Origin of the sequence: Marinobacter sp. (genome assembly GCF_014859525.1) — a bacterium.
GTDB lineage: Bacteria > Pseudomonadota > Gammaproteobacteria > Pseudomonadales > Oleiphilaceae > Marinobacter.
Genome location: NZ_JACUUB010000009.1, coordinates 1 through 25,106 on the forward strand (window position 1 = coordinate 1; position 25,106 = coordinate 25,106).

The window sequence follows — 25,106 nt, forward strand, 5'->3', positions numbered from 1 at the left end:
TGCCTGTGCCTGTGCCGTACCGGCAAACGCCAGAAGTGCCATCAGAATAACCGGCATAAACCGCATCAGCTGTCCCTCTCTGCCCGATTGACCACAGGTAGCAGGATTTCTTTCCATACCCGTTCATTAACCACGCCAACATGGCGATACCGCACAATGCCCTCGGCGTCGATCACGAATGTCTCAGGCGCGCCGTAGACCCCAAGATCAAACCCGAGGGAGCCCCGGGGATCGAAGATGATCGTCTGGTAGGGATCGCCAAGACGACCCAGAAAGCGAAATGCGTTCTCTCTCTGGTCCTTGTAGTTGAGCCCGACAATCCGAACGCCTTTCTCATTAGCCAGCCACATAAGGTCATCATGCTCATCCCAGCACGCGGGGCACCATTCAGCCCAGACATTGAGCAGCGACACCTGGCCAAGAAACAAGGATCTATCCAGCGATTCACCGGGCTCACGCAGGTTTTCCAGAGTGAACTCCGGCACCGGCTTGCCAATCAGCGCAGATTCCAGCTCGGTGGGATCTTTGCCAATGCCGGAGGCCAGGAATATACCGATGCCCAGCGCCAGGATCAGGGGCAGAAACAGTGTGAGCCTTTTCATACCCCGGCCTCTGCGGGTTTGCCACTTGCGGTGCCTGCATCTTGATTGGACGACGCAACCTTAGCCTCTGAACGCACGCGAATCCTGTAGCGTTTGTCGGCAATCGCCAGGAAGCCACCAATCGCCATGACCAGGGAACCCAGCCACAGCCAGCGAACCAGCGGCTTGTATTGCAGTCGAATGGCCCAGGCTTCTTCGGAAATACGCTCGCCGATTGCAATAAACACGTCGCGGAACAAGCCTGCATCGATATCTGCCTCGGTCATCACACTCATACCCACCAGGTAATGGCGCTTCTCGGGGCGCAGCTCCGTCACATGCTTACCGTCGAGGAAGACGTCAAAAACGCCGTATTCGGCGGTGAAGTTCGCACCGCGACGGTCGCCGATACTCTTGAACACCACCTCGTAGTCACCCACCATCGCTGTGTCGCCCGGCACCATGCGTACATCCCGCTCAATGCCATAGTTAGACACCACGGTTGCACCCGCAATGACCATGGCCAGGCCAAGATGCCCGAACACCATGCCGTAATAACTTCGCGACTGGCGCTTCAAGCCATGCCAGCGGCCGTGGCGGGATGACGACTTGTCCCAAAGGTCCCAACCGGTGGCAACCGTAACCCAAACCGCCGCAAATACGCCGGCAAAGGCCCAGGGCGTAAAGCTGCCGTATATCAACATAACGGCGGTGGTTGCAATCACACTGACGGCCAATGGCCACAGCAATTTACGAGCGAGCCAGCCACCATCGGTTTTTTTCCAGCGCGAGAAAATGCCCGCACCGAGCAGCAACCCGGCAGCCACCGCCATCGGACTGAAAGTGGCATTAAAGAATGGCTCACCGATCGACAACTTGCCCATGTTCAGATAGTCCAGAACCAGCGGGTACAAAGTGCCTATCGCCACCAACAACGTTGCAGCCACCAGCAACACGTTGTTGAGTAGTAAAAAGATTTCACGAGACAGCGTGTCATAACGAGCGCGAACATGAACCACCGGGGCCCGGAACGCATACAGCACAAGGCTGGCGACCACGGTTATTCCCAATAACGCCAGCAGGAAAGAGCCCCGCTCCGGATCGGAGGCAAACGCGTGTACTGAGGTCAGCACACCCGATCGAACCAGGAAAGCGCCCAACAGGCTCAACGAGAACGTAACAATGGCCAACAACACGGTCCAGCTTTTGAACACGCCACGCTTTTCCGTCACCGCCAGCGAGTGCATAAGAGCCGTTCCAGACAGCCAGGGCAACAAAGAGGCGTTCTCGACCGGATCCCAGAACCACCAGCCACCCCAGCCAAGTTCGTAATAGGCCCACCAGCTACCCAGAGCAATACCCAGCGTCAGGAAAGACCAGGCAACGGTTGTCCAGGGCCGAGACCAGCGAGCCCAGGCAGCGTCAAGCTTGCCATTGATCAGCGCTGCAATTGCAAATGCAAAGGCCACTGAAAAGCCGACGTACCCCATGTAAAGCATGGGTGGGTGCAGAATCAGGCCGATGTCTTGCAGCAAGGGGTTCAGATCACTGCCATCGGCAGGAATGTTCGGCAAGATTCGCTCGAACGGGTTAGAGGTAATGACGATGAACAGGAAGAAACCGACGCAGATCATGCCCATCACAGACAAGACCTGGGACACCATTACCGATGGCAGTTTGCGACTGAAAATTGCCACAGCCAGGGTCCAGCCTGCCAACATCAAGATCCACAGCAGCAGCGAGCCCTCGTGGCCACCCCAGACCGCACTGAACTTATAATACCAGGGCAGCATGCTGTTACTGTTGTGCGCCACATAGGCGACCGAGAAGTCATCCACCATGAAGGCATGGGTGAGAACAGCAAAAGACAAGGCGGTAAACACAAACATACCGGCTGAAAGCGGGCGGGCAAACGCCTGCAGGCTATCACGGCCGGTCAAAGCGCCAGCCAGTGGGACGACAGAGAGAAGTACTGCCAGCAACAGCGCAATGATCAGTGCAAGCTGTCCGAGTTCTGGATACATCGGGTTCCTCCAGCAGGGGAATGGTGCAATTGGTTAGTACGCGGTGGATTCCGCAGCTTTCTCCAGATCGGCAGCCTTGTGCTGACCTCTTGAGGCGCGCTCCAGAGCCTCAGCCACTTCCGGTGGCATGTACTGCTCATCATGCTTTGCCAGTACCTGGTCTGCGATGAAGCGGCCGTTGGCATTCATCCGGCCCATGGCCACAACGCCCTGCCCTTCTGCAAACAGATCCGGCAGTATACCCACGTACTCCATCTGCAACGAGGCCGCGAAATCAGTCACCCGAAACTCGACCTTCAGACTATCCGGATCGCGAATCACGCTACCCTCTTCAACCATACCACCGGCACGAATACGAACATCCACCGGGGCGTTACCGGCGGCAATATCGCTGGGATCGTAGAACAGGTTAATGTTCTGACGAAGCGCATAGGTGGTCAGGCCCACAGCGATGGCAAGGCCCGCGACCAGAAACAACACGATGGTCAATCGTTTTTTACGAATCGGATGCATGAATTACCTGCTCTTCAGTCCTGAGAAATTTCAACACGGGCAAAGGTTGCCGATGCGTTTCGATTTGGCTGCGCTGACGTCTTTGCGTCGGCTTCGTATCTGCGCTGGCAGGCTTCGATCACTGAGTGGTTGCGCTTGGCCGACCACAGCATCATGCCGCCAAGCAGCACGGCGAAAACGGCGTAACAGGCCCACACGTACGGTCCATGGCCTTCCATCACAATAAATGCTGATAAAGAATCAAATGCCATCGGTTACTTCCCTCCTGCCAGGACCAGTTCTTTAACCCACCGGGTTCTTTGCTCTCGAACCAGAATTTCGGTCTTCATTCTCAAACAGGTCAGCCAGCCGAACAGCAGGTAGAGGCCCAGCACCGAGAGTAGCAACGGCAGCCACATTTCCATGGGCATCGTTGGCTTCTCGGTCAATTTGAAGGTGGCCGGCTGGTGAAGGGTGTTCCACCAGTCTACGGAGTATTTGATAATCGGGATATTCACCACCCCCACCAACACCAGCACAGCCACGGCCCGGGCAGCGGATTTTTCATCGTTGATCGCGCGATCCAGGGCAATGACACCACCATAAAGAAACAACAGAATGAGCATGGAGGTTAACCGTGCATCCCAAACCCACCAGGTACCCCAGGTTGGCTTACCCCAGACCGCCCCGGTAAACAGAGCAAGAAAGGTGAAGACCAATCCGACCGGCGCGATGGCCTTGACAAAGACATCCGCAAGCTTCATGCGCCAGACCAGAGTAACCAGCGCTGCCACTGCCATGCTGATGTAGATGGACTGAGCCAGGAAGGCGCTTGGCACGTGAATAAAAATAATTCGGTAACTGTTACCCTGCAGGTAATCCTTGGGCGCGAATGCCAGGCCCCAGACCAAACCCGCCGCCAGCAAAAGCAATCCGCCAATCAATAGCCAGGGCATCAACCGGGTTGCGATCCCGAAAAACCACTTTGGGGATCCCAATTTGTGAAACCATTGCCACATCAGTTGTTCACCGTCTTTGTGTTAACTGTTAATTGTCCAGCAGAACGGCCCTGGCCGTCAGCTATTGGACATGCTGATCCGTAACGCTGCTGCCGCTGCAAAGGGCGCCAGCGTCAAAGCCAGCACCAGAAACGCACCCATCAATGCCAGATAACCGCCTACCGATGCCCCTTCTCCAGCCGCGGCTACGGTTCCAGTGCCAAAAATCAGCACGGGAATGTACAGCGGAATAATCAGCAATGACAAGAGCACGCCGGCAGATCGTAATCCCAGTGTTAACGCGGCGCCAATAGAACCGATCAGACTGAGTACCGGTGTACCGATCAGCAGCGTTAGACACAAAATCACAATAGAGTTCCCGTCCAGGTGCACCATGACTCCCAGAACCGGAGCCAAAAGGACCAGTGGCAGCCCGGTGAGTATCCAGTGCGCCAGGGTTTTGGCCAAAATCAGCAGGAACAGAGGCTGCGGTTGCAGCACCAATTGCTCCAGTGTGCCATCGTCAAAATCGTGCCGGAACAAATGATCCAGCGACAACAAAACAGCCAACAGCGCTGCTACCCACAGAATACCAGCTCCGGACTGCTGCAGAAATGACACTTCCGGGCTAACACCAAGAGGGAACAAAGTGACCACCATCACAAAAAACAACAGAGGGTTCAGCAAATCCTGCCGCTGCCGGAATGCCACCCGCACATCCCGGGAAAACACAGCCAACATTGCGCTGAGCGGACCCACGCCCTGCTCAATGGGTTTGACGAGCGTACGCCCTGCACTACTCATCCGCTTGCCCTCCACCCAGCAGGATACGTTGCATACCTGGTAACTGCAGATCATGGTGGGTGGTAACCAACACCGCACCACCCTCCTCAACTCGTTGCTGGAGCAAGGCTTCGATCGCTTTGACGCCTTCTGCATCAATGGCCGTAAACACTTCATCCAGCAACCACAAGGGCTCATCCGCAATCAACAATCGAGCCAGTGCCACCCTGCGCTGCTGACCCGCGGAGAGGTTACGACAAGGTACGTTCTCATATCCGGCGAGGCCGGTACCCGCCAAGGCCTGCGCCAGCACCTCGTCAGCCACCGGGCAACGACCAGCCATCAATGCCCGCAGATTCTCCATCGGAGTCAATAACGGTTTGATGCCGGGGCGGTGGCCAAGGTACAGAGAGTTACGATAAAAGGATTCTCGGTCGTGTGCCCTGGGCCTTCCACACCAAAGCAATTGGCCGGTCCAGGCATCGCTCAGGCCCGCCAGAATCCGCAACAGGGTAGTCTTACCAGAACCATTAGGACCCTCGACACGGGTCAGCGTACCGGGCACTATGGAAAACGACAGGTTTTGGAACAACAGGCGCTCATCTCGCTCGCATTCGAGATCAACTGCCTGCAGTAAAGGCTCGGACATCATGGCCCCGTTTCAGCACGAAGGATGCACAGCAAGCATCGGATGTATGGACGAAGGTCACGAACGTGCCAACATGAATTCAAGGCATTCGTTGCCAGCGCGCCGTATTATAACGAAAGCGGTCCCGGATTACTCTTGCCGGACATCAAATCGATGACAATGAAGCTGAACGGCGAACAACCACCGATCAAAACGCCCGGTGCCCCCGCGAGCCCGACTGACACCGCTCAGGCCAATTCCAGGGTCCGGCAAGACGCACCTCCTGGCCAACGACCCGAGCCACAGCCGTCGGCCCAGCAGCAACTGTTGCGACTTCGCCTGAGCAACAATGAAACAACCTTGGCGCGAGTAGCCGAAGTTCTGCAGCAAAAAGGTGGCGGGCACGAGCTCATTCTGGAGTTGCGTGGCCAGAGCCTTGCGGTTTCCGCCGGCGCAAAGCCGCCAGAGCTGTCTGTCGGTGATCTGATCAAAGTGATGCGGGCGGGTAATGAATTGCAGCTGATAGGCAAACTGGCCCCGGGCCAGGATGCCAGTATAGCCCGCGCGCTGGCGCAACGTCTGCCCTGGCAACAGAATCTGCAGACCGGCCTGTCCCAGCTTTTACAGTCCATGACCACAGGTTTGAAACCCGACCCCAAACCAGGGCAACTGCCATCACAGGGCCAGCCACAGCCACTGCCCTCGGTTGCTCGGGAAAACTTGCAAGGGCTGCTCAACAACCTGATGAAGTCAGACGGCCTGTTACCAGGTACCGGCAAGGCAGACGGGTCGGCCCAGCAAGTCAGGCAGTGGTTATCCGAAAGCGGCCTGTTTGCCGAGTCACGGCTGTTACAATCCGGGCTGTCCGCCGCCGCCCTGCCCGATCTCAAGCTGTCGCTGGCGCGCATTGTCAGCGCGCTTCTGACCACTCAGGGACAGGGCCCGGAGCAATTCAACCGATTAACACCACTATCCAGTCACGACCTGGTGCAAGCACCCCTTCAGTTCCCTCAACTGACTTCAGCCCAGGCTCAGAGCAACAGTGAGCCGGCATCGGTCGGGCAGACCTTACGCCTGCTTGCCGGTATGTTGAACCGAATCACTGTAAACCAGCTACACAGCCAGGTGCTGACCGCCAGGGCCGGTGCCGAGCCCGGCACACCCATCAACACACTGCTGGTAGAATTGCCATGGCTAACCCCCCAACAGGAACCCCGGCTCGCCCAGCTCCGACTGGAGCAATACCGGCAAGATGACTCGACCGGTCGCCCTGCGCGGTCGGCCATGAGTGAGTGGCGCCTGTCCTTGTCCATGGATCTGGATGAAGCGGGCCCGCTGCACTTCGACGTGTCGTTCAGATACCCGTCGGTTAGCGCTCAGGTTTGGGCAGAGAAGCAAACGACACTCAGACAGGTGCACCAGGAACTGCCCCTTTTGAGAAAAAGCCTCACTGACCTGGGGCTTGAAGTAAAAGAGCTCGATTGCCGGCGTGGCAGTCCACAGCAGGTACAAACCCGACTGGAACACCGATTGGTAGACACCAAGGCATGACACAGAAACGCGCAGACACTCATACACCGGCAGCCGTAGCCTTGAAATACGACGGCGAACGAGCGCCCGTGATCACCGCGACCGGCACCTGGGAACTGGCCGAGGAAATCATTCGAATTGCCAGGGAGCATGAGGTCCCGCTTTATGAGAACGCCGAGCTGGCGGGCATTCTGGCCAGGCTTTCGCTGAATGAGGAAATTCCGGAAGAGCTTTACAGAGTTATTGCAGAGATACTGGCCTTCGCCTTTCACATTCGAGGCCGGACACCCGAAGATACCCGGCCCACAGACGGTGCGCGGTCAGTTGATCAGTGAGCGCAGTGCCCAGACTTGCTGCCAATGGTCGCCTTTTCTGGGCGCAACGGCGGTCTCAAAATAGTGCTTCAGACGACGCCGGTCATCCGGCTGATCTTTTAACGCAGAGCCAATAATGTGGTGCATAAGATGCTCCACTGTCATCGCCCCACCGCCGTAATACCAGGCATTCAAACTTGCCGCATGGGCGACCGACACCGCTTCGGCCGTTGACAGGGCGGCCCCGGCCAGGCGGTCGGTACTTCTGCCGTCCAGGGTCTGGCCGTTTCGGAGCTCGTGAAACAAGGTGACCAACACCTCAACCACCGCCGGTTCTATCGCAACATCGACACCTGCGCGCCGGTTGGCTTTGGCAACTTCACTCAATACCACGGCCACTTCGTCGGCCAGATGGCGAATAGGGCGAATTTCCTCAAATGCCATCCGTCGCTTGAGGGCAGCGCTCATTCGGTGGACGCCTTCATCTACGCTGTTTGACGTTGCCACCAGGTTGAAGCCTTCTTGCGCCAGAATGACACCATCGTCGCCTGACAATTCTGGAATGACCACCACCCGATCTGACAACACCGAGAGCAAGGCGTCCTGCAAGGACTGTGGGCAGCGTGCGATTTCTTCAAATCGAACCAGGCGCCCCTCCATCATGCCCCGAAGCAACGGCGTCGGCACCAGAGCGTTGCGGGTTGGCCCCTCGGCATGCAGGATGGCCTCGTTCCAGCTGTACAGCAGCTGGCTGACCTGGCTAATGGCACCCCCTTGCAGGGTGAGCGTGGAATTGCCAGAGATGGCCGCCGCCAGCAGCTCAGACAACCAGGATTTTGCCGTACCCGGCTCACCCACCAGCAGGCAACCTCGGCTGGTGCAGAGCGAGATAATAATCCGCACCACCATGGCACGATCCGCCACAAACTTGCGTTCGATGCCCAGTTTCTCATCACCCAGCAGGAATTTTTCGACACCGCGTGGTGACATCTGCCAGCCGGGTGGCACCGGGCCCGGATCCATCGAAATCAGTTTGTCGAGTTCTTCGCGGTAGGTAACTTCTGCCGGCTCCCGCTGCGCAGACCGGGCTTTTGGTGTGTTATGTTTCATTCGCGACTCCTGCGGCCACCACGAACTTCCGGTGCCATGCGCTCTCGGGGGAGGATGCGCGGAAGTTCCGACAGCGGAATAATGCCTTCAATCACATGATCCAATGCGCTGTCCCGCATGGTAATCAGACCGGCGTCGAGGGCGCGCCAACGTAATTCGCCAATCGGCGGCTGACTGGAGATGGCGTTTCGGATGTCGGCGTCTACTTCCATGTACTCGACGATGGCAACCCGACCTCGCGTGCCCCTGCCATTGCACTTGTCACACCCCTCGCCGGTAAAGCAATGAAAATCGGCTGGGGCGCCATCGGGAAACACCTCTGCCAGAATGGCCGGATCAGGTTTGGCCGGTTTCCGGCAATGCGGACAGATTCGTTTCGCCAGACGCTGAGCGATAACAGCCAGTAGCTCTCCGGCAATGGAGTTGGGGTGAATCCCCAAGTCGTAAAGGCGCTGCAGCGAATCCACGGCGTCGTTGCAGTGTAACGTGGACAACACCACGTGACCGGTCTGGGATGCCCGAATGGCTTCCAGGGCCGTTTCCTGATCGCGAATTTCACCCACCAGAATCACATCCGGATCTTCCCGGACAAAGGATCGCATGGCATCGGCGAAGCTAAAGCCGATGTCCGAGCGCACCCTGGTTTGCTGAATGTTATCAATGGAGTATTCGATAGGGTCTTCCACCGTGATCACTTTACGGCGTCCGTCATCGGCCAGAGTCTGCAAGCCAGCGTAAAGGGTGGTCGACTTACCCGACCCGGTCGGCCCGACCACCAGAACCAGGCCCGCCGGGTTATCGAGTAAACGCTGGTAGCGGGAACCGATGGCCGGCGACATACCCAATTCTGCGATGGTCATAGCGCGCCCGGTTTGGGGCAACAATCGGATAATGGCGTTCTCGCCGTGCAACGACGGCTGGGTCTGAACCCGCAGATCGTAGGAGGTGGTGCCCAACTGCAAACGCGAGCGCCCGCCCTGCGGCAAACGGCGCTCGGCAATGTTCAGTTCCGCGCGCAATTTGATGACATTGATAACACCCCGAATCTCTCGGGTTGAAAGCTGGTACTGGGGCAAATCGCGCAGATCGCCATCAACCCGCAGCCGGATACGAACCCGGTTTTCGTATTGCTCAATGTGAATGTCGCTGGCCTTTTCACTGACAGCGTCCAGCAGAATAGCCTCATACACCGACACCAGGTACGGGCTGATGTGTTTGTTGCCCCGCTCTTCACCAAGCAAATCCTTGGCGCCTGTGTCGTCATGCCGGGGCGCCGTTTTACCGTGCTCGGCGACAAAGCGGCTACCTTTAACCGTCAGGTCCAGCGCAGACCAGATTCTGCGGAAGTCCGTTGGCGTGACCAGCAAACAAGTGATGCGATGATTGGGTGTCAGTCGTTCCAACTGGTCGGTATGTGCATCCGGGTCATCGGTGACAACCGTCAGGCTGCCATCCTCCTCAGCCACCGGAATCATCCGCGACAGATCAAGAAAGGTCCGGGAGAAACGACGGAACAGTTCCGGCTGAAGAGTGCCCAGCACCTCGTCGGCATCGTTGAACATCATGCCGCGTTGCTGTGCCAGCGACCGATAAAGGTCTATTTCTTCAAGGTTCAGTTTTCGCCGAACCACATCCAGAACCCGCTCGTTCTTGGCGGCGGCTTCTGTTCGAGCCTGGGCAAGCACCGCATCGGTAACCAGGCCGAGGTCAATCAGAATCTGTTCGGCATTGCGATTGAAGTCTACCCAGCCCAGGGTTCTCAGTCTTTCGATACGGGTTCCGCTACGCTGGAACATCGCAAGACTGGGCACCGGTCCCGCCCGGCCTTCGAGGCAAACCAACTTGCCACCCTCTCGCAAAGCGGTGACCAAGACTGAAGGATCGGCCAAAAACGTGGTGCAGATAATCAGGTCACACAACTCATCCGCGGCCAAGTCATCGCCGACGGAAGCTGCAATTACATCCACATTGTGGTTGCCATTCCTGAAGAAGCGCTGCCGGGCCTTATCAGCGACGGCCATGTTGCGATCAACATAGAACACCCGGTGAGCTAACCCAGCGAGAACGGCAGTAAGATACCCTGAGCCACCACCCACATGCATAACCACATGATCCGGTTCTATTTCCGGACACAGTCCCAGCAGGTGATAGACGGTTTCTTCCCGAGGAATGGAATGCCCGGTGATGGAAGGGCCAATATCAGCACCGGAGACAAAGTCCTGGCGGTCTACAGCATTGAGGGCCTCAATGGCCCTCGGATAGAGGTTTTTCATTCAGCAGCATCCGTAACATCGTCGGATCAGGCCGCCTGACGTTTCTTCAGTGCGGAAACCAGCTCGGCCTCGGGGCGGGAGATCCCGCAGGTATTCATAAGATCGTCGATATCGGCACCAAGATCAACCAGCCGGGCGGCTTCATCATAGGAAATTCTGAGCGGGTCGTTCTGGCGCATCTCATCCAGTGCGTTGCGCAGCTCATGCAACTGTCGTTCACTGGCGACCAGTCTCTGCCCTACCCCCATACTGCCGCTAGCCGTGGCGTGGAGTTCACGACCCAGTGTGTCACAACGTTCTTTAAGGGACGAGCGCAGCGCCTTGATCTGACGACCGTGACTGATGCTCTGTAACAACACCAGGCCAATGGCCACTGCGGTCAGGCTCCAGGGAAGCCAGGACGGAATAGTAAAACTCATGACAGACGTCTCCCTTGTTTGTTACCACGAAAGACGTCCACCGGGAGCACTGTGTGAGGCTGGCCTCTACAGTGTTGCGATTTCAGCCCACTCGTGGTCTGACAACATTTTGTCGAATTCGACGAGAATGATCAGCTCGCCGTTTTTGTTGCACACGCCCTGGATGAACTTGGCACTTTCCTCGTTCCCCACGTTGGGTGCGGTTTCGATCTCGCTGGCTTTGAGGTAGACCACCTCGGCCACCGAATCCACCAGAATGCCCATGACCTGACTGGAAGATTCCATCACCACAATCCGGGTGGCGTCGGTCACTTCTGCGTCCGCCAGGCCAAAGCGCCGGCGGGTATCAATAACGGTCACCACATTGCCCCGCAGATTGATGATCCCCAATACGTAATCCGGGGCACCCGGTACCGGGGCAATCTCCGTGTAACGCAGTACTTCCTGAATCTGCATGACGTTTATGCCATAGGTTTCGTCATCCAGACGAAAGGTCACATACTGCAGCACCTGATCATCATGGGCCTGATTCACTTGTCCGCTCGGGGATGCCATAACGCTGTCTCCTTCTCGGCTGCCCGGCGGGCAACCTGATCGTCAAAAATTCATCGTCAGTGCCCAATACTATAGTTAAGGGCACAAACCGTGCCAGCCTGACACGGTTTCTTTGAGTAACCAATTTGTACAGTTTATCGCGAGCCTGGCCGGATCAGCTCAGATCCAGGTGTTGCTCCCGTTCGGCACGTACCAGCAGATGGGCCATGGTTCCCACATCGATCAGCGCACACATATGGTCAATAACGGTCCCGGCCAGCCACGGGCGTTTACTGCGCGCCGTGCGCCAGCGCACCTGATCTGGCTTCAGAGTGAAAGACTGGGCCACATCATCACAAGCCAGGCCCCATTCGCTGTCATCCAGGCGAATAACGAAACGATAATTATCCCTGGCCGCCGGAGGCACCCGGCCAGCCATGATCCACTCGGCGGTATCAACCACGCGAAGATTGTAGTCATTGCCCGGGCGAATCCCCATGTACCAGCGTGGGCTTCCAGGTATTGGTCGGATTTCCTCTTCAATACGGTGAATGGCTCCCAACAGCACCAACGGAACCGCCAGCTGCAAACCCGCCACCGTAAAGATCAGGCACTCGAAGGGATTTTCAGACCAGTCCGGGCGTGTCGGTGGCTCTGCACTGCCCGCATCAGGTGCTTTGACCTCTGCTGTTTGGGCGACCGGCTCCGAGATCTCCCGTATCACCGGCTTGGGCGGTTGCGCCAGAGGTTCCGGAGTCGTCTTTTGCACCTCGGCGACAACAGGCTCGGCTTTGGGCTCAGTTTTCGCCACCGGCGTTGCCTGCATCGGCGCCTCTTCCAGCGCGGTGCTGGTCGCTGTGTGCAGCAATTCATCCAGGTAACTGGCAATCGCCGCTTCTGGTGCCGCCAACTGCGTCATTTTTTTGTCAGCCATGCTTCCGACCTCTGGCGGTCGCCGTTGTCGCCAGGACATCGTCCAGTAAATGACGGTAGGCTCGAACGCCGTGGGTGTCGGCATCAACAGCTGACGGAGTTACACCGGCCTGACTGGCATCCCGAAACTTGGTATCCACGGGAATGGCAAAACGCCACAGGCTATCCTGATAGGTTTTACGCAACTGATTCAGGCTTTTTACGGAGGCCTGGGTGCGCCGGTCGTACAGAGTCGGCACGATGGTATAAGACAATTCGTTCTTCTGGGAGCGCATGATCATCTGCAAGGTGTGGAGCATTCGCTCAAGCCCCTTGATCGCCAGGAACTCCGTCTGAACCGGAATAATAAGATGCTGTGCAGCCGCCAGCGCATTGACCATCAACACGCCCAAGGATGGCGTGTTATCCAGAATCACGTAATCAAAGTCGTCCCAGAGCTGGGCCAGCGTGCGGGAGATGATCAACCCCATACCCTCCACGCCAATCATCCGTCGTTCCAGCGTGGCCAGCGCTGTGCTGGCAGGGAGCAGGGATAAACCTTTCTGGCTGGTTTCCGTGATTAACTGAGCGGGCAGCCCCTCGGGCACCTTGCCCTGATGCTGAAACAAATCAAACACACTGTGCGCGAGGGTGTCGGGGTCGTAACCGAACCAGCTGGTCAAAGAGCCATGGGGGTCCAGATCAACCACCAGCACCCGCTTGCCCCGCTCGGCCAGCAAACCGCCCAAAGTCACCACAGAGGTCGTCTTGCCCACGCCACCTTTCTGATTGGCTACTGCCCAAATACGCACTCTTGCTACTCCACTCATGGATAAACCCGACTAAACAACCGGCAGCTATTAACCCTATCGGCCTGGCACCCGGAAACTTGATCGAGGAATTCGTTCACTCTCCGGCAAGTCTTTGCCGATTGTGAGTTCTGAACAGAATGTAATACAGGAAGCATGCCAGTTCGGCCATACGCAACTGCCACTGGCGCTTCAGCGCATGGCTCCGCGAATGCTGGCATCCCGGGAGATCAGCAGGACTACCCGTCGGTTGCGGCGGCGGCCCTCTTCGGTATCGTTTCGGGCAACCGGTTGATATTGCCCATAGCCAACAGCGGCCAGGCGCTCCGGCTCGATACCCTCCATCATCAACATGCGGGCAAGGGCGGAGGCCCGGGCAGTGGATAATTCCCAGTTGGACGGAAACCGGCTGGTGCGGATAGGCTGATCGTCGGTAAAGCCTTCAACTTTGACGGCGTTGTCCCGGTCACGAAGCACCATCGCAATCCTTTCAACAACCGGAAAGGCATCATAATGTGGCTCAGCATCGCCACTGCTGAACAGCATACTGCTAGGAAGATTGAGCTCCAGCCAATGCTCACTCGACTCCAGGCTAACCACGCCCTGACTGATCAGTTCATCAAACTCCATGGCCAGTTGATCGGCCATGCTTCTCAAGGCTTCAGTGCGACCTGCGGCGTCCAGCCCAGGCGTACGGGGTGCCTCAGTCACCGGAGGCACAATGACATGGTCACTGGGCCGATCCGGAGCGCGCACCGCTTGCTCCCCGACAGGAATCGGTTGCACCGAGCGCTGGGGCACATTAAACACTCCTGTGAGCGTTTCGGAGAGCACCTTGTACTTGCCCTCATTTACCGATGACACCGAATACATCACAACGAAGAAGGCAAACAGCAAGGTGATGAAATCCGCATAGGAAATCAGCCAACGCTCTTTGTTGTGGAGGTCGTCCTGTGGTGGTCGGCGCCGACGCATACACTGCCCTGCCTCTGATTACTGCAGAAAGCCCCGCAGCCTCAGCTCGATGGATTTCGGATTTTCACCCTCGGCAATGGCAATGATGCCATCGATCATCATGTCTTCGTATCGGGTGCGTTCTCTGATGATGCTACGAAGCTTGTTTGCAATCGGAAAGAACAATAGATTAGCCAGTGCGACACCATAAATGGTCGCCACAAAGGCGGTGGCGATACCGCTGCCCAGGGACTGGGGATCTTCAAGGTTGGTCATAACCTGAATCAAACCCATGACGGCCCCGATAATACCGATGGTGGGCGAATACCCACCCATGGCCTCATAAATACGGGAGGCCTCCAGGTCACGCTGCTCCCTGGATTCCAGATCTACTTCCATGATACTGCGAATCGCTTCCGGCTCAGCACCGTCGACCAGCAGTTGCAACCCCTTGCGGGCAAAGGATTCCGGCTCTCGCTCAGCCAGGCCTTCAAGGCCCAGTAACCCTTGCTTACGGGCTTTCACGCTCCAGTCGATCACCTTGCCGATGCCGTCTTCAAGGCTGATATAGGGCGGCACGAACACCCAGCGCACCTGGCGCAACGCGCGCTTGAGCATGGGCCAGGAGGTTTGCAGGATGGTTGCCGCCAGCGTACCTCCGACCACAATCAGCCCGGCGGGTGCATTGAACAGCGAGCCCATCGCCCCGCCTTCCAGCAGGTTGCCGCCCAGTATCGCGACAAACGCGAGGATGATCCCCAGCAGGCTCAGAATATCCATCAGCTCACGCCTTCAACCAGCCTGGGGCCAATCTCTTCAAGCGGCAACACCTCATCGGTCAGGCCGGCCTTGGCTACGGCCATCGGCATACCGTAGATCACCGAGGTTTTTTCATCCTGGGACCAGATCACCGAACCCGACTCTTTCATCATCCGGCAACCTTCCTTGCCGTCGGCGCCCATGCCGGTGAGAATCACCCCGAGAGTCTTGCCCGGAAAACTGCGGGCCAGCGAGCCGAAGGTGACGTCGGCACAGGGCTTGTAGTTGAGCCGCTCATCACCCGGAAGTATCCGGATCCGGCCCTGGCCGCCCCGGTTTTCAACCATCATCTGCTTGCCGCCGGGGGCGAGCAGCGCCAGCCCCGGCTTTAGAATGTCGCCATCTTCCGCTTGCCGAACCTCGATATTGCACAGTTTGTTCAGGCGTTCGGCAAAGGCCGGGGTGAAGCTCGCAGGCATATGCTGGACAAGCACCAGCGGCGCCGGGAAAGAGGCAGGCAACGCAATCAGCACTTTCTGCAAGGCCACCGGCCCGCCGGTGGAGGTCCCGATCGCAACTACGCTGTACCGCTTTGCTGCGGTTTTTCCGGTAGGTCTTCTAGGGGCCTCGGTTTCTTTTGTGAGTTCACTCCGGCGCTCCGGTGCCTCGCGCCGCTCAACAAGCGCTGGCCGCGTCGGCCGTTCCAGAGGCCGGGCTGCTGTCGGCCGCTGAGCGCCCGCCGCTGGCGCAGCGGTCCGAGGTGCTGGCGCTGGCATCGGCGAGGAATGGCGAGGCTTACTGCCAGCAACATCCAGGATTCGCTCAATCAGAATTTTCTGAAGCTGACTGGTATCGCGGGCAATTTCCTCAAAGTTTTTGGGCAGAAAATCCACCGCACCAGCCTCAAGTGCGTCCAGGGTCACCCTGGCACCTTCGTAGGTCAGCGAGGAAAACATCAACACCGGTATCGGGTGCTTTTTCATGATTTCGCGGACTGCGGATATGCCATCCATCACCGGCATTTCATAGTCCATGGTAATCACGTCAGGGCGCAGCTTTTCAGCAAGCTCCACACCCTCACGGCCGTTGGTGGCCACGCCCACGACCTTGATCTGACCAGACGCGGTCAGGATTTCCGTCAGCCGTTTGCGAAAAAAGCCCGAATCATCAACGACCAGGACAGAAACTGTCATCCATTTCTCCTAAACAATACCAAAGCCCCCTGCAGACTACGCTAGCCGTAACGTTGCAGAAGGCTGGGCACATCAATAATCAATGCAATGCGACCGTCACCCGTGATCGTAGCTCCAGCCATACCGGGCGTACCCTGCAGTGCACGGCCCAGGGGTTTGATGACCACTTCTTCCTGGCCAACCAGCTGATCCACCACAAAGCCTACCTGTTTGGTGCCCATGGCAACGATGACCACATGGGCATTTTCTGGTTCTTGCTGGGCTGCGGCACCTTTGATCAACCAGCGCTTGACGTGGAAAAGCGGGAACACCTTGTCACGAACTACGATGCATTCGCGACCGTCCACAATGTTGGTCTTGGTCAGGTCCAGATGGAAAATTTCCACCACATTCACCAATGGCAACGCAAAGGACTGATCGCCCAGCATGATCATCAGCGTCGGCATGATAGCGAGGGTGAGCGGCACCTTGATGATAATACTGGTACCCTTGCCCTGCTCTGATTCGATGGTAATCTGACCGTTGAGCTGGCCGATCTTGGTTTTGACCACGTCCATACCGACACCACGGCCGGAAACATCAGAGATCTGTTCCTTGGTGGAGAAGCCGGCCGCAAAGATCAGGTTAAAGCATTCGTTATTGGTCAGCCGGTCGGCAGCATCCTGATCGTACAGGCCCTTCTCCACCGCTTTACGGCGCAGGACATTCGGATCCATGCCGGCGCCATCATCGGTGATCGACAGCAGAATATGATCACCCTCCTGATCGGCCGACAGGGTCACGGTACCCGCCCTTGGCTTACCGGCTTTCTCACGCACGTCCGGGCCTTCAATGCCATGATCCACGGAATTTCGCACCAGGTGTACCAATGGGTCTGACAGAGCCTCGACCAGATTTTTGTCCAGGTCGGTTTCTTCACCGTGCATGACCAGGTTAATTTCTTTCTTGAGGCTACGGGCCAGATCCCGCACCACTCGGGGGAACCGACCGAAGACTTTCTTGATAGGCTGCATGCGGGTTTGCATGACCGCCGCCTGTAAATCGGTGGTCACTACATCCAGGTTGCCGACCGCCTTATGTAAGTGTTCATCTTCGCTTTCAGAGCCAAGGCGCTGCAGGCGGTTCCGGACCAGTACCAGCTCTCCCACCATGTTCATGATGTCATCGAGACGCTTGGTATCCACCCTGACCGTTGTTTCCGCCACTGGTGCGGAGTCTCTGGGCGGAGTCGGCGATGCGGCGGGCGCTGCCGGTTTGCTGGCTGATTTCGGAGCCGGTTTTTCAGGCTCTGGCCGGGGCTTGCTGCTCGCCTTGGGTTCAGACGCCGGCACTGATTCAGTACCCGATACACTCGGGCTTTTGCCCTTGCCGTGCAGTTCGTCAAGAAGGTTTTCGAATTCGTCATCGGTGATCAGGTTTGGATCACCTTCCGAACCTTCGCTCTTCGAGCTGTCGTTCCCGGAATCTGCGCTCTCGCCTTTGTCTACGATGGGCGGCCCGGCAAACTGGCCTTTTCCATGCAGCTGATCGAGCAAAGCTTCGAACTCGTCATCGGAGATCTCATCGCTGTCCGAACTTTCATTCTGGCTGACAGGCGGTTCTGATGGGGCGCTCGGTGCAGGCTCCGAATCTTTATTGTCGGCAAGGGCATCCAGCAACTGCTCAAATTCTTCGTCTGTGATGTCACCAGAATCTCCACCGGTTTCGGGGGTTTCAGCCATGGCCTGCACCTGGCTTTCGGCCTGAACCGGCGCAGCATCTTCTGACTCAGGCAAGGCGAGGCGATCCAGCGCGGCAATCAGCTGATCCGGGGCCGGCGTGGGCTCTTCCTGATTACGCACCTGGTCGAACATGGTGTTGACATAATCCAACGCCTCCAGAACCACATCCATGAGTTCAGACGTCACTTTGCGTTTGTGGTTGCGCAGGGTATCGAATACGTTTTCTGCAGAGTGACAGCAGTTAACCAGGGCCTCCAACTGCAGGAACCCGGCACCGCCTTTCACCGTGTGAAATCCACGGAAGATGGCATTGAGCAGATCGCTGTCGTCCGGATGTTGCTCCAGATCTACCAGCTGCTCAGACAGCTTTTCGAGAATCTCTCCGGCTTCAACCAGGAAGTCCTGCAGGATCTCTTCGTCGGCATCAAAGGCCATGCGTCACCCTCTTCATCGTTCAGAAACCGAGACTGGACAAAAGATCATCTACATCGTCCTGTCCCGACACTACATCTTCCCGTTCTTGCGCCTTGATCTGCGGACCTACGCCCTGCTCAGCCGATTCTTCCCTTTCATCAAGCTGATGAACGGTGCCGGTCAACTGATCAACGTGGCTAGCCATCACCACCAGCCCCAGCAGATTCTCTTCCATTTCTTTAACCAGGGCGGTGACTTTCTGGATCACCTGCCCGGTAAGATCCTGAAAATCCTGAGCCAGCAGAATTTCCGACAGATTGTTGTAAAGCATGTCCGAATCGGTGGTCAAGGCCGCGAGAAATCGATCGATGCGGCCGTAAAGCTCCCGGAATTCCGCCGGCGCCATTTCCCGACGTCGCAGTCTTTGCCACTCTTCATGCAGCGCACTGGCCTCATCACGCATGGTATGCGCCACCGGCATACTTTCTTCCACCAGGTCCATGGTGCGATTGGCCGCCTGGCCGGTCATCTGCACTACATACGCCAGCCGGTCTGACGCGTCCGACATTTTCGACAAGGCTTCTTTCTGCTCGGCACTGCGAGGGTCTATCTGGAAGTTCCGGATCGCCTCGTGGAGGCTCCGGGTCAGGCGGCCCACCTCCCGATAAAGGCTCTGATCACGCACTTCGCTCAGATCATTGATCACAGACATCGCACGGGCATGATTGCCGGAGTTGATGCTTTCGGTCAGTTCAGAACTTTGCTGCCGGAGTTTTTCGACCACTTCCGGATCAAGGCCCTGATGGTTTTCTTTGTTGTCACTCATGACAGCCATCCGACCTAGGGTTACTGGATTCGCTCGAAGATTTTTTCGATCTTTTCCTTCAGAACGGCCGCCGTGAAGGGCTTGACCACATAGCCGTTTACGCCGGCCTGGGCCGCCGCCACGATCTGATCGCGCTTGGCTTCAGCCGTGACCATCAGCACCGGCAGGTTCTTCAGGTTGTCGTCAGCACGCACGGCTTTCAGGAGATCAAACCCTGACATGCCGGGCATGTTCCAGTCGGTCACCAGGAAGTCGTACTTGCCGCTTCTGAGCATGGGGAGTGCTGTATTACCGTCATCCGCCTCATCCGTATTGGTGAAGCCAAGATCACGGAGCAGGTTCTTGATGATTCGTCGCATTGTGGAAAAGTCATCCACAATGAGAATTTTCATGTTCTTGTCCAATGGGACCTCCAGTCAGTAACACCCGGATTTCATTCAGCCTTTTAAAAACTCGCAGGCCGCCGCTTTAACCGCTTATTGTGTGGTGTTTGGCCGCGTTGTAAAGCGCCGGTTACCAAAATCTACACAGGAGCCTGTGACACGCCCAGGCTGGCCCCGTTTATTCTGTGTCATCTTCACGCCAGTCGGACAATCGTCCTCTCAGGCGCAGGGCCGCCTGACTGTGAATCTGGCTGACACGGCTTTCACTGACTCCAAGTACTGCGCCGATCTCCTTGAGGTTAAGCTCCTCCTGGTAATACAGACTCAGCACCAATTTTTCTCGCTCCGGGAGCGCCTCGATGGCCTCTGCCAGACTCTTCTGAAAAGCGCCGGTCGCAAAGCCATCCAGCGGATTATCGCTGGCCTCTGCTTCTTGTATCGGCAGCTCGCCGGATTCATTGAGCTCATCAAGGCTAAAAAGTCGACCGCTGTTGGCATCGGCGAGAGCGGCATGGTATTCCTGCAGCCCAATACCCAGCTCTTCGGCCACGTCGGCATCCTGTGCCTCTCGCCCGTTACGGTCCTCAACGGTTTTGATGGCGGCCGAAATCCGCCGGGCGTTGCGGTGCACCGACCGTGGCACCCAGTCACCCTTGCGAATTTCATCCACCATGGCGCCGCGTATACGAATGCCCGCATAGGTTTCAAAGGTGGCACCTTTGCCTGAGGAATAACGTTGAGCAGCTTCCAGCAAACCGATCATGCCAGCCTGCATGAGGTCTTCGAGCTGAACCGAGGCCGGTAGGCGGGCCATCAGGTGAAGGGCTATTTTCTTGACCAGCGGCGCGTGCTCTTCAATGAGTGCTGAAGCACCTTTTGCGCCGGCTTGATGGTAGATTCCCAGATTTTTCGCCAAGGTCATGTATCCGGTTTTCTTGTAGGACTGGATTCAGATCAGACTTCGACGAGCCGCTCCACAAAGAACTCGAGATGCCCCCTGGGAGAGGACGGCAACGGCCAGCTGTCTACTTTATCCGCCAGCGCCCGGATGGCCAGCGAGGCTTTTGCTCGAGGATAGGCATCCAGAACCGCTTTCTGTCGCTGCACCGCTTTCTTCACGGCCTCGTCGTAAGGCACTATACCCACGTATTGTAGTGCCACATCGAGAAAACGCTCGGTGACACGGGTCAGTTTTTCATACAGATGCCGGCCTTCCTGCTCGTTACGCACCTGATTTGCAAGAATACGGAAGCGATCCGTGCCGTAATCACGATTCATCAGCTTGATCAGCGCATAGGCATCGGTGATGGACGTAGGCTCGTCACAGACAACCAACAATAACTCCTGTGAGGCCCTCAGAAAGCTCACCACAGACTCGGATATACCCGCTGCCGTATCAACAATCAGCACGTCAATCTGATCGCCCAACTCGCTGAATGCATTGATCAACCCGGCATGTTCCATAGGGCTTAGCTGGGTCATGCGCTGGGTGCCCGACGATGCAGGGACAATCTTTATACCACCGGGACCGTTAACCAATACATCCTTGAGATCACACTCGCCATTCAATACATCGTGAATGTTGCGATTTGCAGTGATCCCCAGCAGAACATCAACATTGGCGAGACCAAGATCGGCGTCCAGCAAAACCACACGCCGGCCCTTTTGCGCCAGCGCAATACCAAGATTGACGGACACGTTACTCTTACCGACGCCGCCCTTACCGCCGGTAACGGCAATCACCTGAACCGGATGTGATTTGCTCATACTGTTTTCAGTCTCTTGCTGCGTTCTTGTGTCGGCGCGGGGCGGATAAATGCCTGTTGCGCATCAGCCTCAGGCTCTCTCCGCAACCGCCGGGCCATGCTGCAATGCCTTCAAGCGCTCTACCCCCATTCGCACCAGGGGGACGGCCTCAGCCCGATGCAGGTCTTCCGGGATCTTCTGGCCGTCTGTGTACCAGGCCACCGGCAAGCCGGTTTCCATCACAAAACCCAAAGACTCGCCTAGCGTCAGGGCTTCGTCAATCTTGGTCATAACGCAGCCGGCAAGATTTGCCATCTTATAGCAATGCCACACGGATTTCATAATGCGTGGCTGGCTGGTAGCAGACACCACCAGATGGGTACGGATATTGTGATCGCTGCGCACCAACTCTGCCAGCTGTTCCTGATAACCCCGGTCTGAACTGGTCAGCCCAGCGGTATCGATCAGCACCAGATGCCGATCAGAAAGCTCATCCAGGATGTTGTCCAGAGAGTGACTTTCGTCGACCACCCGGACCGGCACGTTGAGAATGCGCCCGAACACAAACAACTGCTCATGGGCGGCGACACGGTAACGATCGGTGGTAACCAACGCCAACGAGTCGGAACCATGCTCAAGCACATAACGGGCTGCCAGCTTGCCAATGGTGGTGGTTTTACCCGAGCCGGTGGGGCCAACCAGGGCATAGACACCACCGGCATCAAGCCAATCCTCCCGGGCGGTTCTGACGCCGGTCGCCAGCATTTTCAACGACTGCTTCCAGCCATCCTCCAGGCGGCCGGCCCGATGCTGGCGCGACACCGATGTCGACAGCTCGGTGCCGAGGCCAAACTCCTGAAGTCGCTCGGCCAACCTCTGCTGAACAGCATTAGAGGCGTTAACCGCAACCGCGGGCTCGGAACCACGTTCGCGCCCGCTGACCAACTCTTTAAGGGAGTGGATCTCTGCCCTCATCATGGCCAGTTCGTCGGAATAACCACCCTGAGGAGAGTACGCAGTGGCTGCGGGCGCCTGCAAACGATCGCCGGATGACTCAAACAGGCAATCCGCGTCCTTCGAGCCAGTATGGGCACGTTTCTCACGAACCTCACGGATCCGGCTGCGGGAGCGGTTCAATTCTTCTTCCAGGTGCCGATGCTGGTCTGCCTGCAATTCAGCCAGTCTGGAGCCATTGGTCGCCTCGGCCGCCTTTTCACCAAGCCGCTGGCGCGCCATATTTTCGTCATAATCCAGAGCCGTCACAATCTCGACGCCCCCATCGACCCGGCGATTGGACAAAATAACAGCATCAGGCCCCATTTCATGACTGACCTGCTTCAGGGCCTCGGCCATGGATTTTGCAAAAAACCGTTGTACTTTCATGATGCCTCATCCTCCACCGGCAAGCCGTGTCCGGCTGACCGCGTTGCTCTGCAAGCCTTACTGGCCAACAGAGGCGACTATCGTGATCTGTTTGTTATCCGGGATTTCCTGGTACGAGAGCACGTGCAAACGCTCTACCCCATAGCTGGCAAACTTTGCCAGCACTGGCCGTAACGGCCCTGAAACCAACAGGATGGCGGGCTTACCCAGCATTTCCTGGCGCTGAACGCTGTCCTGAAGGGAGCGTTGCAGCTTTTCGACCATGTTGGGCTCAAGCACCAGTCCGATATCATCCTGTCCGCCGGATTGTTGACTCTGTTGAACAGACTTTAGCAATATCTGTTCCAGGTCCGGATCCAGAGTAATCACCGGTATCTCCACATCGTTGCCGCAGATGCTTTGCACAATCATCCGTCGCAGCGATTGCCGGGCCAGCATGGTCAGCAATTTCGGGTCCTGGCTCTTCGGATGCACATTGACGATGGCCTCTGCGATGGAGCGCATATCCCGAATCGGCACCTCCTCCTTGAGAAGGTTTTGCAGAACCTTGAGCAAAATACTGATAGAGACCGATGCGGGCACCAACTCTTCGGCCAGCTTGGGCGAGATTTTCTCCAGTTGATCCAGCCACTTCTGGGTTTCTTCGTGACCAATCAGTTCATGGGCATGCTTCTGCAGGATCTGGTTGAGGTGGGTCGCCACCACGGTGCTGGCGTCTACCACTGTGTAACCGAGGGTTTGCGCCTGATCTTTCTTGTCCGGCTCTATCCAGATCGCATCCAGGCCAAAGGCCGGGTCTTTGCCGGCAATGCCCTCGACCTTGCCAAACACCTGGCCCGGATCAATGGCCAGCTCCCGCTCCGGGTGAATTTCCGCCTCGGCAATGGTCACCCCCATCAGGGTAATTCGATAGACGTTCGGCATCAGGTCCAGGTTGTCCCGGATGTGCACCGACGGCATCAGAAAGCCCAGATCCTGTGACAGCTTTTTGCGGACACCTTTAATACGGCTGAGTAATTGCCCACCTTGCGACTTATCTACCAGCGGGATCAACCGGTAGCCAACTTCCAGACCCACAATATCCACGGTCGCGACGTCGTCCCAACCCAACTCGCGGGTTTCGCCCGGCGCCGGCAAAGCATGACCATCGCCACCGGCGCGGTCCTGAACAACCTCGCCACCCGCCCTTGGTGCGGCACCGGCAAAGCCAGCCCGGCCGGCATAGGCACCGTCTTCTTCAATGGTCTGCTGCTGCTTTTTCCAGATCATCCAGGCGGCACCAACGGCCAGCAGGCCAAGCCCGAGAAACGCGACATGAGGCATACCCGGAACCAGACCAAGAATAATCAGGATGGTGCCAGCAATACCAATGGCCTTGGGCGCATTGAACATCTGATGAATGATCTGCCCGCCCATATCCTGACTGGCGGTTACCCGAGTCACCATGATGGCCGCTGAGGTTGACAACAAGAGCGACGGAATCTGGGCAACCAGACCATCACCGATGGTCAACAGGGCATACCGCTCCATGGCCAGACCAAAATCCAGACCATGCTGCACCATACCAATGGCGACACCACCTATGATGTTGATGGCGAGAATCAGCAAGCCGGCAACGGCGTCGCCTTTAACAAATTTTGAAGCACCGTCCATGGAGCCGTAGAAGTCGGCTTCCTGTGCGATCTCTGAACGCCGGCTTTTTGCCTCTTCCTGATTGATCAAGCCCGCATTGAGATCCGCATCAATCGCCATCTGCTTGCCGGGCATGGCATCCAGAGTAAAGCGGGCACTGACTTCAGAGACACGGCCGGCGCCTTTGGTCACCACCAGAAAGTTAATGATCATCAGAATGGCGAACACCACCAGGCCAACGGCGTAGTTACCACCGATCAGCACGGCACCAAAGGATTCAATCACCTTACCAGCGGCATCCCCGCCCTCGTGGCCGTTCAGCAAGACAATCCGGGTAGACGCGACGTTCAGGCCAAGTCGCAACAAAGTCGCGACCAGCAACACCGTCGGGAACGAGGCAAACTCCATTGGCCTGAGCGCATACACACACACCAGCACAATGACGATAGACAAGGTAATGTTGAACGTAAAAAACACGTCCAGCAGAAAAGCCGGCATGGGCAGGATCATCATGCCCAGCAATCCCATTAACATCAGAGGAATGCCAATACTGCCCCGCGTCAGGGATTTGACGTTACTCAGAACTAACGCTCTGTCCATGCTGGATACTTCTCCGCTTTGCCGTGCTGTCTGGTTTGTCGGGGTCGGAAATCTGACGCAACGCGCCTTTCATGGGATGTCTCCGCAA

Annotated in this window: 25 protein-coding genes; 2 read left to right on the forward strand and 23 right to left on the reverse strand. The window is 57.0% G+C overall.

The features are described 5' to 3' along the window. Positions 1-65 precede the first annotated feature (65 nt). Genes IBX51_RS03975 through ccmA form a run of 7 tightly spaced genes read right to left on the reverse strand, consistent with a single transcriptional unit; the run spans position 66 to position 5,527 of the window. Positions 66-602: a DsbE family thiol:disulfide interchange protein gene (locus IBX51_RS03975; protein ID WP_291828922.1), complete on the reverse strand. Its 537-nt coding sequence runs from the start codon at positions 600-602 to the stop codon at positions 66-68. Then, complete coding sequence (locus IBX51_RS03980) at positions 599-2,605, reverse strand: heme lyase CcmF/NrfE family subunit (RefSeq protein ID WP_291828924.1); 2,007 nt, start codon at positions 2,603-2,605, stop codon at positions 599-601. The genes IBX51_RS03975 and IBX51_RS03980 overlap by 4 nt, the downstream gene beginning before the upstream one ends. A 33-nt stretch (positions 2,606-2,638) precedes the next feature. After that, the gene (gene ccmE, locus IBX51_RS03985) at positions 2,639-3,118 is read right to left on the reverse strand and encodes a cytochrome c maturation protein CcmE (protein WP_291828926.1); all 480 of its coding nucleotides are present in this window, start codon (positions 3,116-3,118) and stop codon (positions 2,639-2,641) included. A 14-nt stretch (positions 3,119-3,132) separates the two neighbouring features. Continuing rightward, positions 3,133-3,369 (reverse strand): heme exporter protein CcmD, encoded by a 237-nt coding sequence (gene ccmD / locus IBX51_RS03990; protein WP_291828928.1) that lies wholly within the window; start codon positions 3,367-3,369, stop codon positions 3,133-3,135. 3 nt (positions 3,370-3,372) lie between these two features. Continuing rightward, on the reverse strand, positions 3,373-4,116 hold the full coding sequence (gene ccmC, locus IBX51_RS03995) for a heme ABC transporter permease CcmC (RefSeq protein WP_291828930.1): 744 nt from the start codon (positions 4,114-4,116) through the stop codon (positions 3,373-3,375). A 57-nt stretch (positions 4,117-4,173) separates the two neighbouring features. Then, positions 4,174-4,899 carry a heme exporter protein CcmB gene (ccmB, locus tag IBX51_RS04000; RefSeq protein WP_291828932.1) on the reverse strand — a complete coding sequence of 242 codons (726 nt, stop codon included), beginning with the start codon at positions 4,897-4,899 and terminating at the stop codon, positions 4,174-4,176. Beyond that, the gene (gene ccmA / locus IBX51_RS04005; protein ID WP_291829023.1) at positions 4,892-5,527 is read right to left on the reverse strand and encodes a cytochrome c biogenesis heme-transporting ATPase CcmA; all 636 of its coding nucleotides are present in this window, start codon (positions 5,525-5,527) and stop codon (positions 4,892-4,894) included. The genes ccmB and ccmA overlap by 8 nt, the downstream gene beginning before the upstream one ends. A gap of 153 nt (positions 5,528-5,680) precedes the next feature. Here ccmA and IBX51_RS04010 point away from each other — a divergent pair, with 153 nt between their 5' ends. After that, positions 5,681-7,057, forward strand: a complete 1,377-nt coding sequence (locus IBX51_RS04010; protein ID WP_291828934.1) for a flagellar hook-length control protein FliK — start codon at positions 5,681-5,683, stop codon at positions 7,055-7,057. Continuing rightward, the gene (locus IBX51_RS04015; protein WP_291828936.1) at positions 7,054-7,371 is read left to right on the forward strand and encodes an EscU/YscU/HrcU family type III secretion system export apparatus switch protein; all 318 of its coding nucleotides are present in this window, start codon (positions 7,054-7,056) and stop codon (positions 7,369-7,371) included. Before IBX51_RS04010 ends, IBX51_RS04015 begins: the two co-directional genes overlap by 4 nt. On the opposite strand, the gene IBX51_RS04020 is transcribed toward IBX51_RS04015, so the two are convergent. The 16 genes from IBX51_RS04020 to flhA form a co-directional block, all read right to left on the reverse strand. Next, positions 7,357-8,460: an AAA family ATPase gene (locus tag IBX51_RS04020; RefSeq protein ID WP_291828937.1), complete on the reverse strand. Its 1,104-nt coding sequence runs from the start codon at positions 8,458-8,460 to the stop codon at positions 7,357-7,359. The two genes, IBX51_RS04015 and IBX51_RS04020, sit on opposite strands and share 15 nt — an antisense overlap. Next, positions 8,457-10,733 carry an ATPase, T2SS/T4P/T4SS family gene (locus tag IBX51_RS04025; RefSeq protein ID WP_291828939.1) on the reverse strand — a complete coding sequence of 759 codons (2,277 nt, stop codon included), beginning with the start codon at positions 10,731-10,733 and terminating at the stop codon, positions 8,457-8,459. The genes IBX51_RS04020 and IBX51_RS04025 overlap by 4 nt, the downstream gene beginning before the upstream one ends. A 26-nt stretch (positions 10,734-10,759) precedes the next feature. Beyond that, on the reverse strand, positions 10,760-11,152 hold the full coding sequence (locus IBX51_RS04030; RefSeq protein WP_291828941.1) for a DUF2802 domain-containing protein: 393 nt from the start codon (positions 11,150-11,152) through the stop codon (positions 10,760-10,762). A gap of 66 nt (positions 11,153-11,218) precedes the next feature. Beyond that, positions 11,219-11,707, reverse strand: coding sequence for a chemotaxis protein CheW (locus tag IBX51_RS04035; RefSeq protein ID WP_291828943.1), 489 nt, complete (start codon positions 11,705-11,707; stop codon positions 11,219-11,221). A gap of 154 nt (positions 11,708-11,861) precedes the next feature. Then, positions 11,862-12,620 (reverse strand): chemotaxis protein CheW, encoded by a 759-nt coding sequence (locus IBX51_RS04040; protein ID WP_291828944.1) that lies wholly within the window; start codon positions 12,618-12,620, stop codon positions 11,862-11,864. Then, positions 12,613-13,410, reverse strand: a complete 798-nt coding sequence (locus IBX51_RS04045; RefSeq protein ID WP_291828946.1) for a ParA family protein — start codon at positions 13,408-13,410, stop codon at positions 12,613-12,615. Before IBX51_RS04045 ends, IBX51_RS04040 begins: the two co-directional genes overlap by 8 nt. Positions 13,411-13,599: 189 nt before the next feature. Further along, entirely contained in the window at positions 13,600-14,382 is a 783-nt protein-coding gene (motD, locus tag IBX51_RS04050; protein ID WP_291828948.1) for a flagellar motor protein MotD, read from the reverse strand. Between the two features lie 18 nt (positions 14,383-14,400). Then, positions 14,401-15,141 (reverse strand): flagellar motor protein, encoded by a 741-nt coding sequence (locus IBX51_RS04055; RefSeq protein ID WP_291828950.1) that lies wholly within the window; start codon positions 15,139-15,141, stop codon positions 14,401-14,403. Beyond that, positions 15,141-16,313: a chemotaxis response regulator protein-glutamate methylesterase gene (locus IBX51_RS04060; RefSeq protein WP_291828952.1), complete on the reverse strand. Its 1,173-nt coding sequence runs from the start codon at positions 16,311-16,313 to the stop codon at positions 15,141-15,143. Before IBX51_RS04060 ends, IBX51_RS04055 begins: the two co-directional genes overlap by 1 nt. A 41-nt stretch (positions 16,314-16,354) precedes the next feature. Continuing rightward, complete coding sequence (locus IBX51_RS04065; protein ID WP_291828953.1) at positions 16,355-18,469, reverse strand: chemotaxis protein CheA; 2,115 nt, start codon at positions 18,467-18,469, stop codon at positions 16,355-16,357. Positions 18,470-18,488: 19 nt separating this feature from the next. Further along, a complete protein-coding gene (locus IBX51_RS04070) occupies positions 18,489-19,274 on the reverse strand; it encodes a protein phosphatase CheZ (RefSeq protein WP_291828955.1) in 786 nt (261 codons plus the stop codon). Positions 19,275-19,294: 20 nt separating this feature from the next. Beyond that, positions 19,295-19,678 (reverse strand): chemotaxis response regulator CheY, encoded by a 384-nt coding sequence (cheY, locus tag IBX51_RS04075; protein ID WP_291828956.1) that lies wholly within the window; start codon positions 19,676-19,678, stop codon positions 19,295-19,297. A gap of 157 nt (positions 19,679-19,835) precedes the next feature. Then, positions 19,836-20,579: an RNA polymerase sigma factor FliA gene (locus tag IBX51_RS04080; protein WP_291828957.1), complete on the reverse strand. Its 744-nt coding sequence runs from the start codon at positions 20,577-20,579 to the stop codon at positions 19,836-19,838. A gap of 32 nt (positions 20,580-20,611) precedes the next feature. Then, complete coding sequence (locus IBX51_RS04085; RefSeq protein ID WP_291828959.1) at positions 20,612-21,424, reverse strand: MinD/ParA family protein; 813 nt, start codon at positions 21,422-21,424, stop codon at positions 20,612-20,614. Positions 21,425-21,493: 69 nt separating this feature from the next. After that, positions 21,494-22,786: a flagellar biosynthesis protein FlhF gene (gene flhF, locus IBX51_RS04090; protein ID WP_291828961.1), complete on the reverse strand. Its 1,293-nt coding sequence runs from the start codon at positions 22,784-22,786 to the stop codon at positions 21,494-21,496. Positions 22,787-22,843: 57 nt separating this feature from the next. Beyond that, positions 22,844-25,018, reverse strand: a complete 2,175-nt coding sequence (flhA, locus tag IBX51_RS04095) for a flagellar biosynthesis protein FlhA (protein WP_291828962.1) — start codon at positions 25,016-25,018, stop codon at positions 22,844-22,846. Positions 25,019-25,106 lie beyond the last annotated feature (88 nt).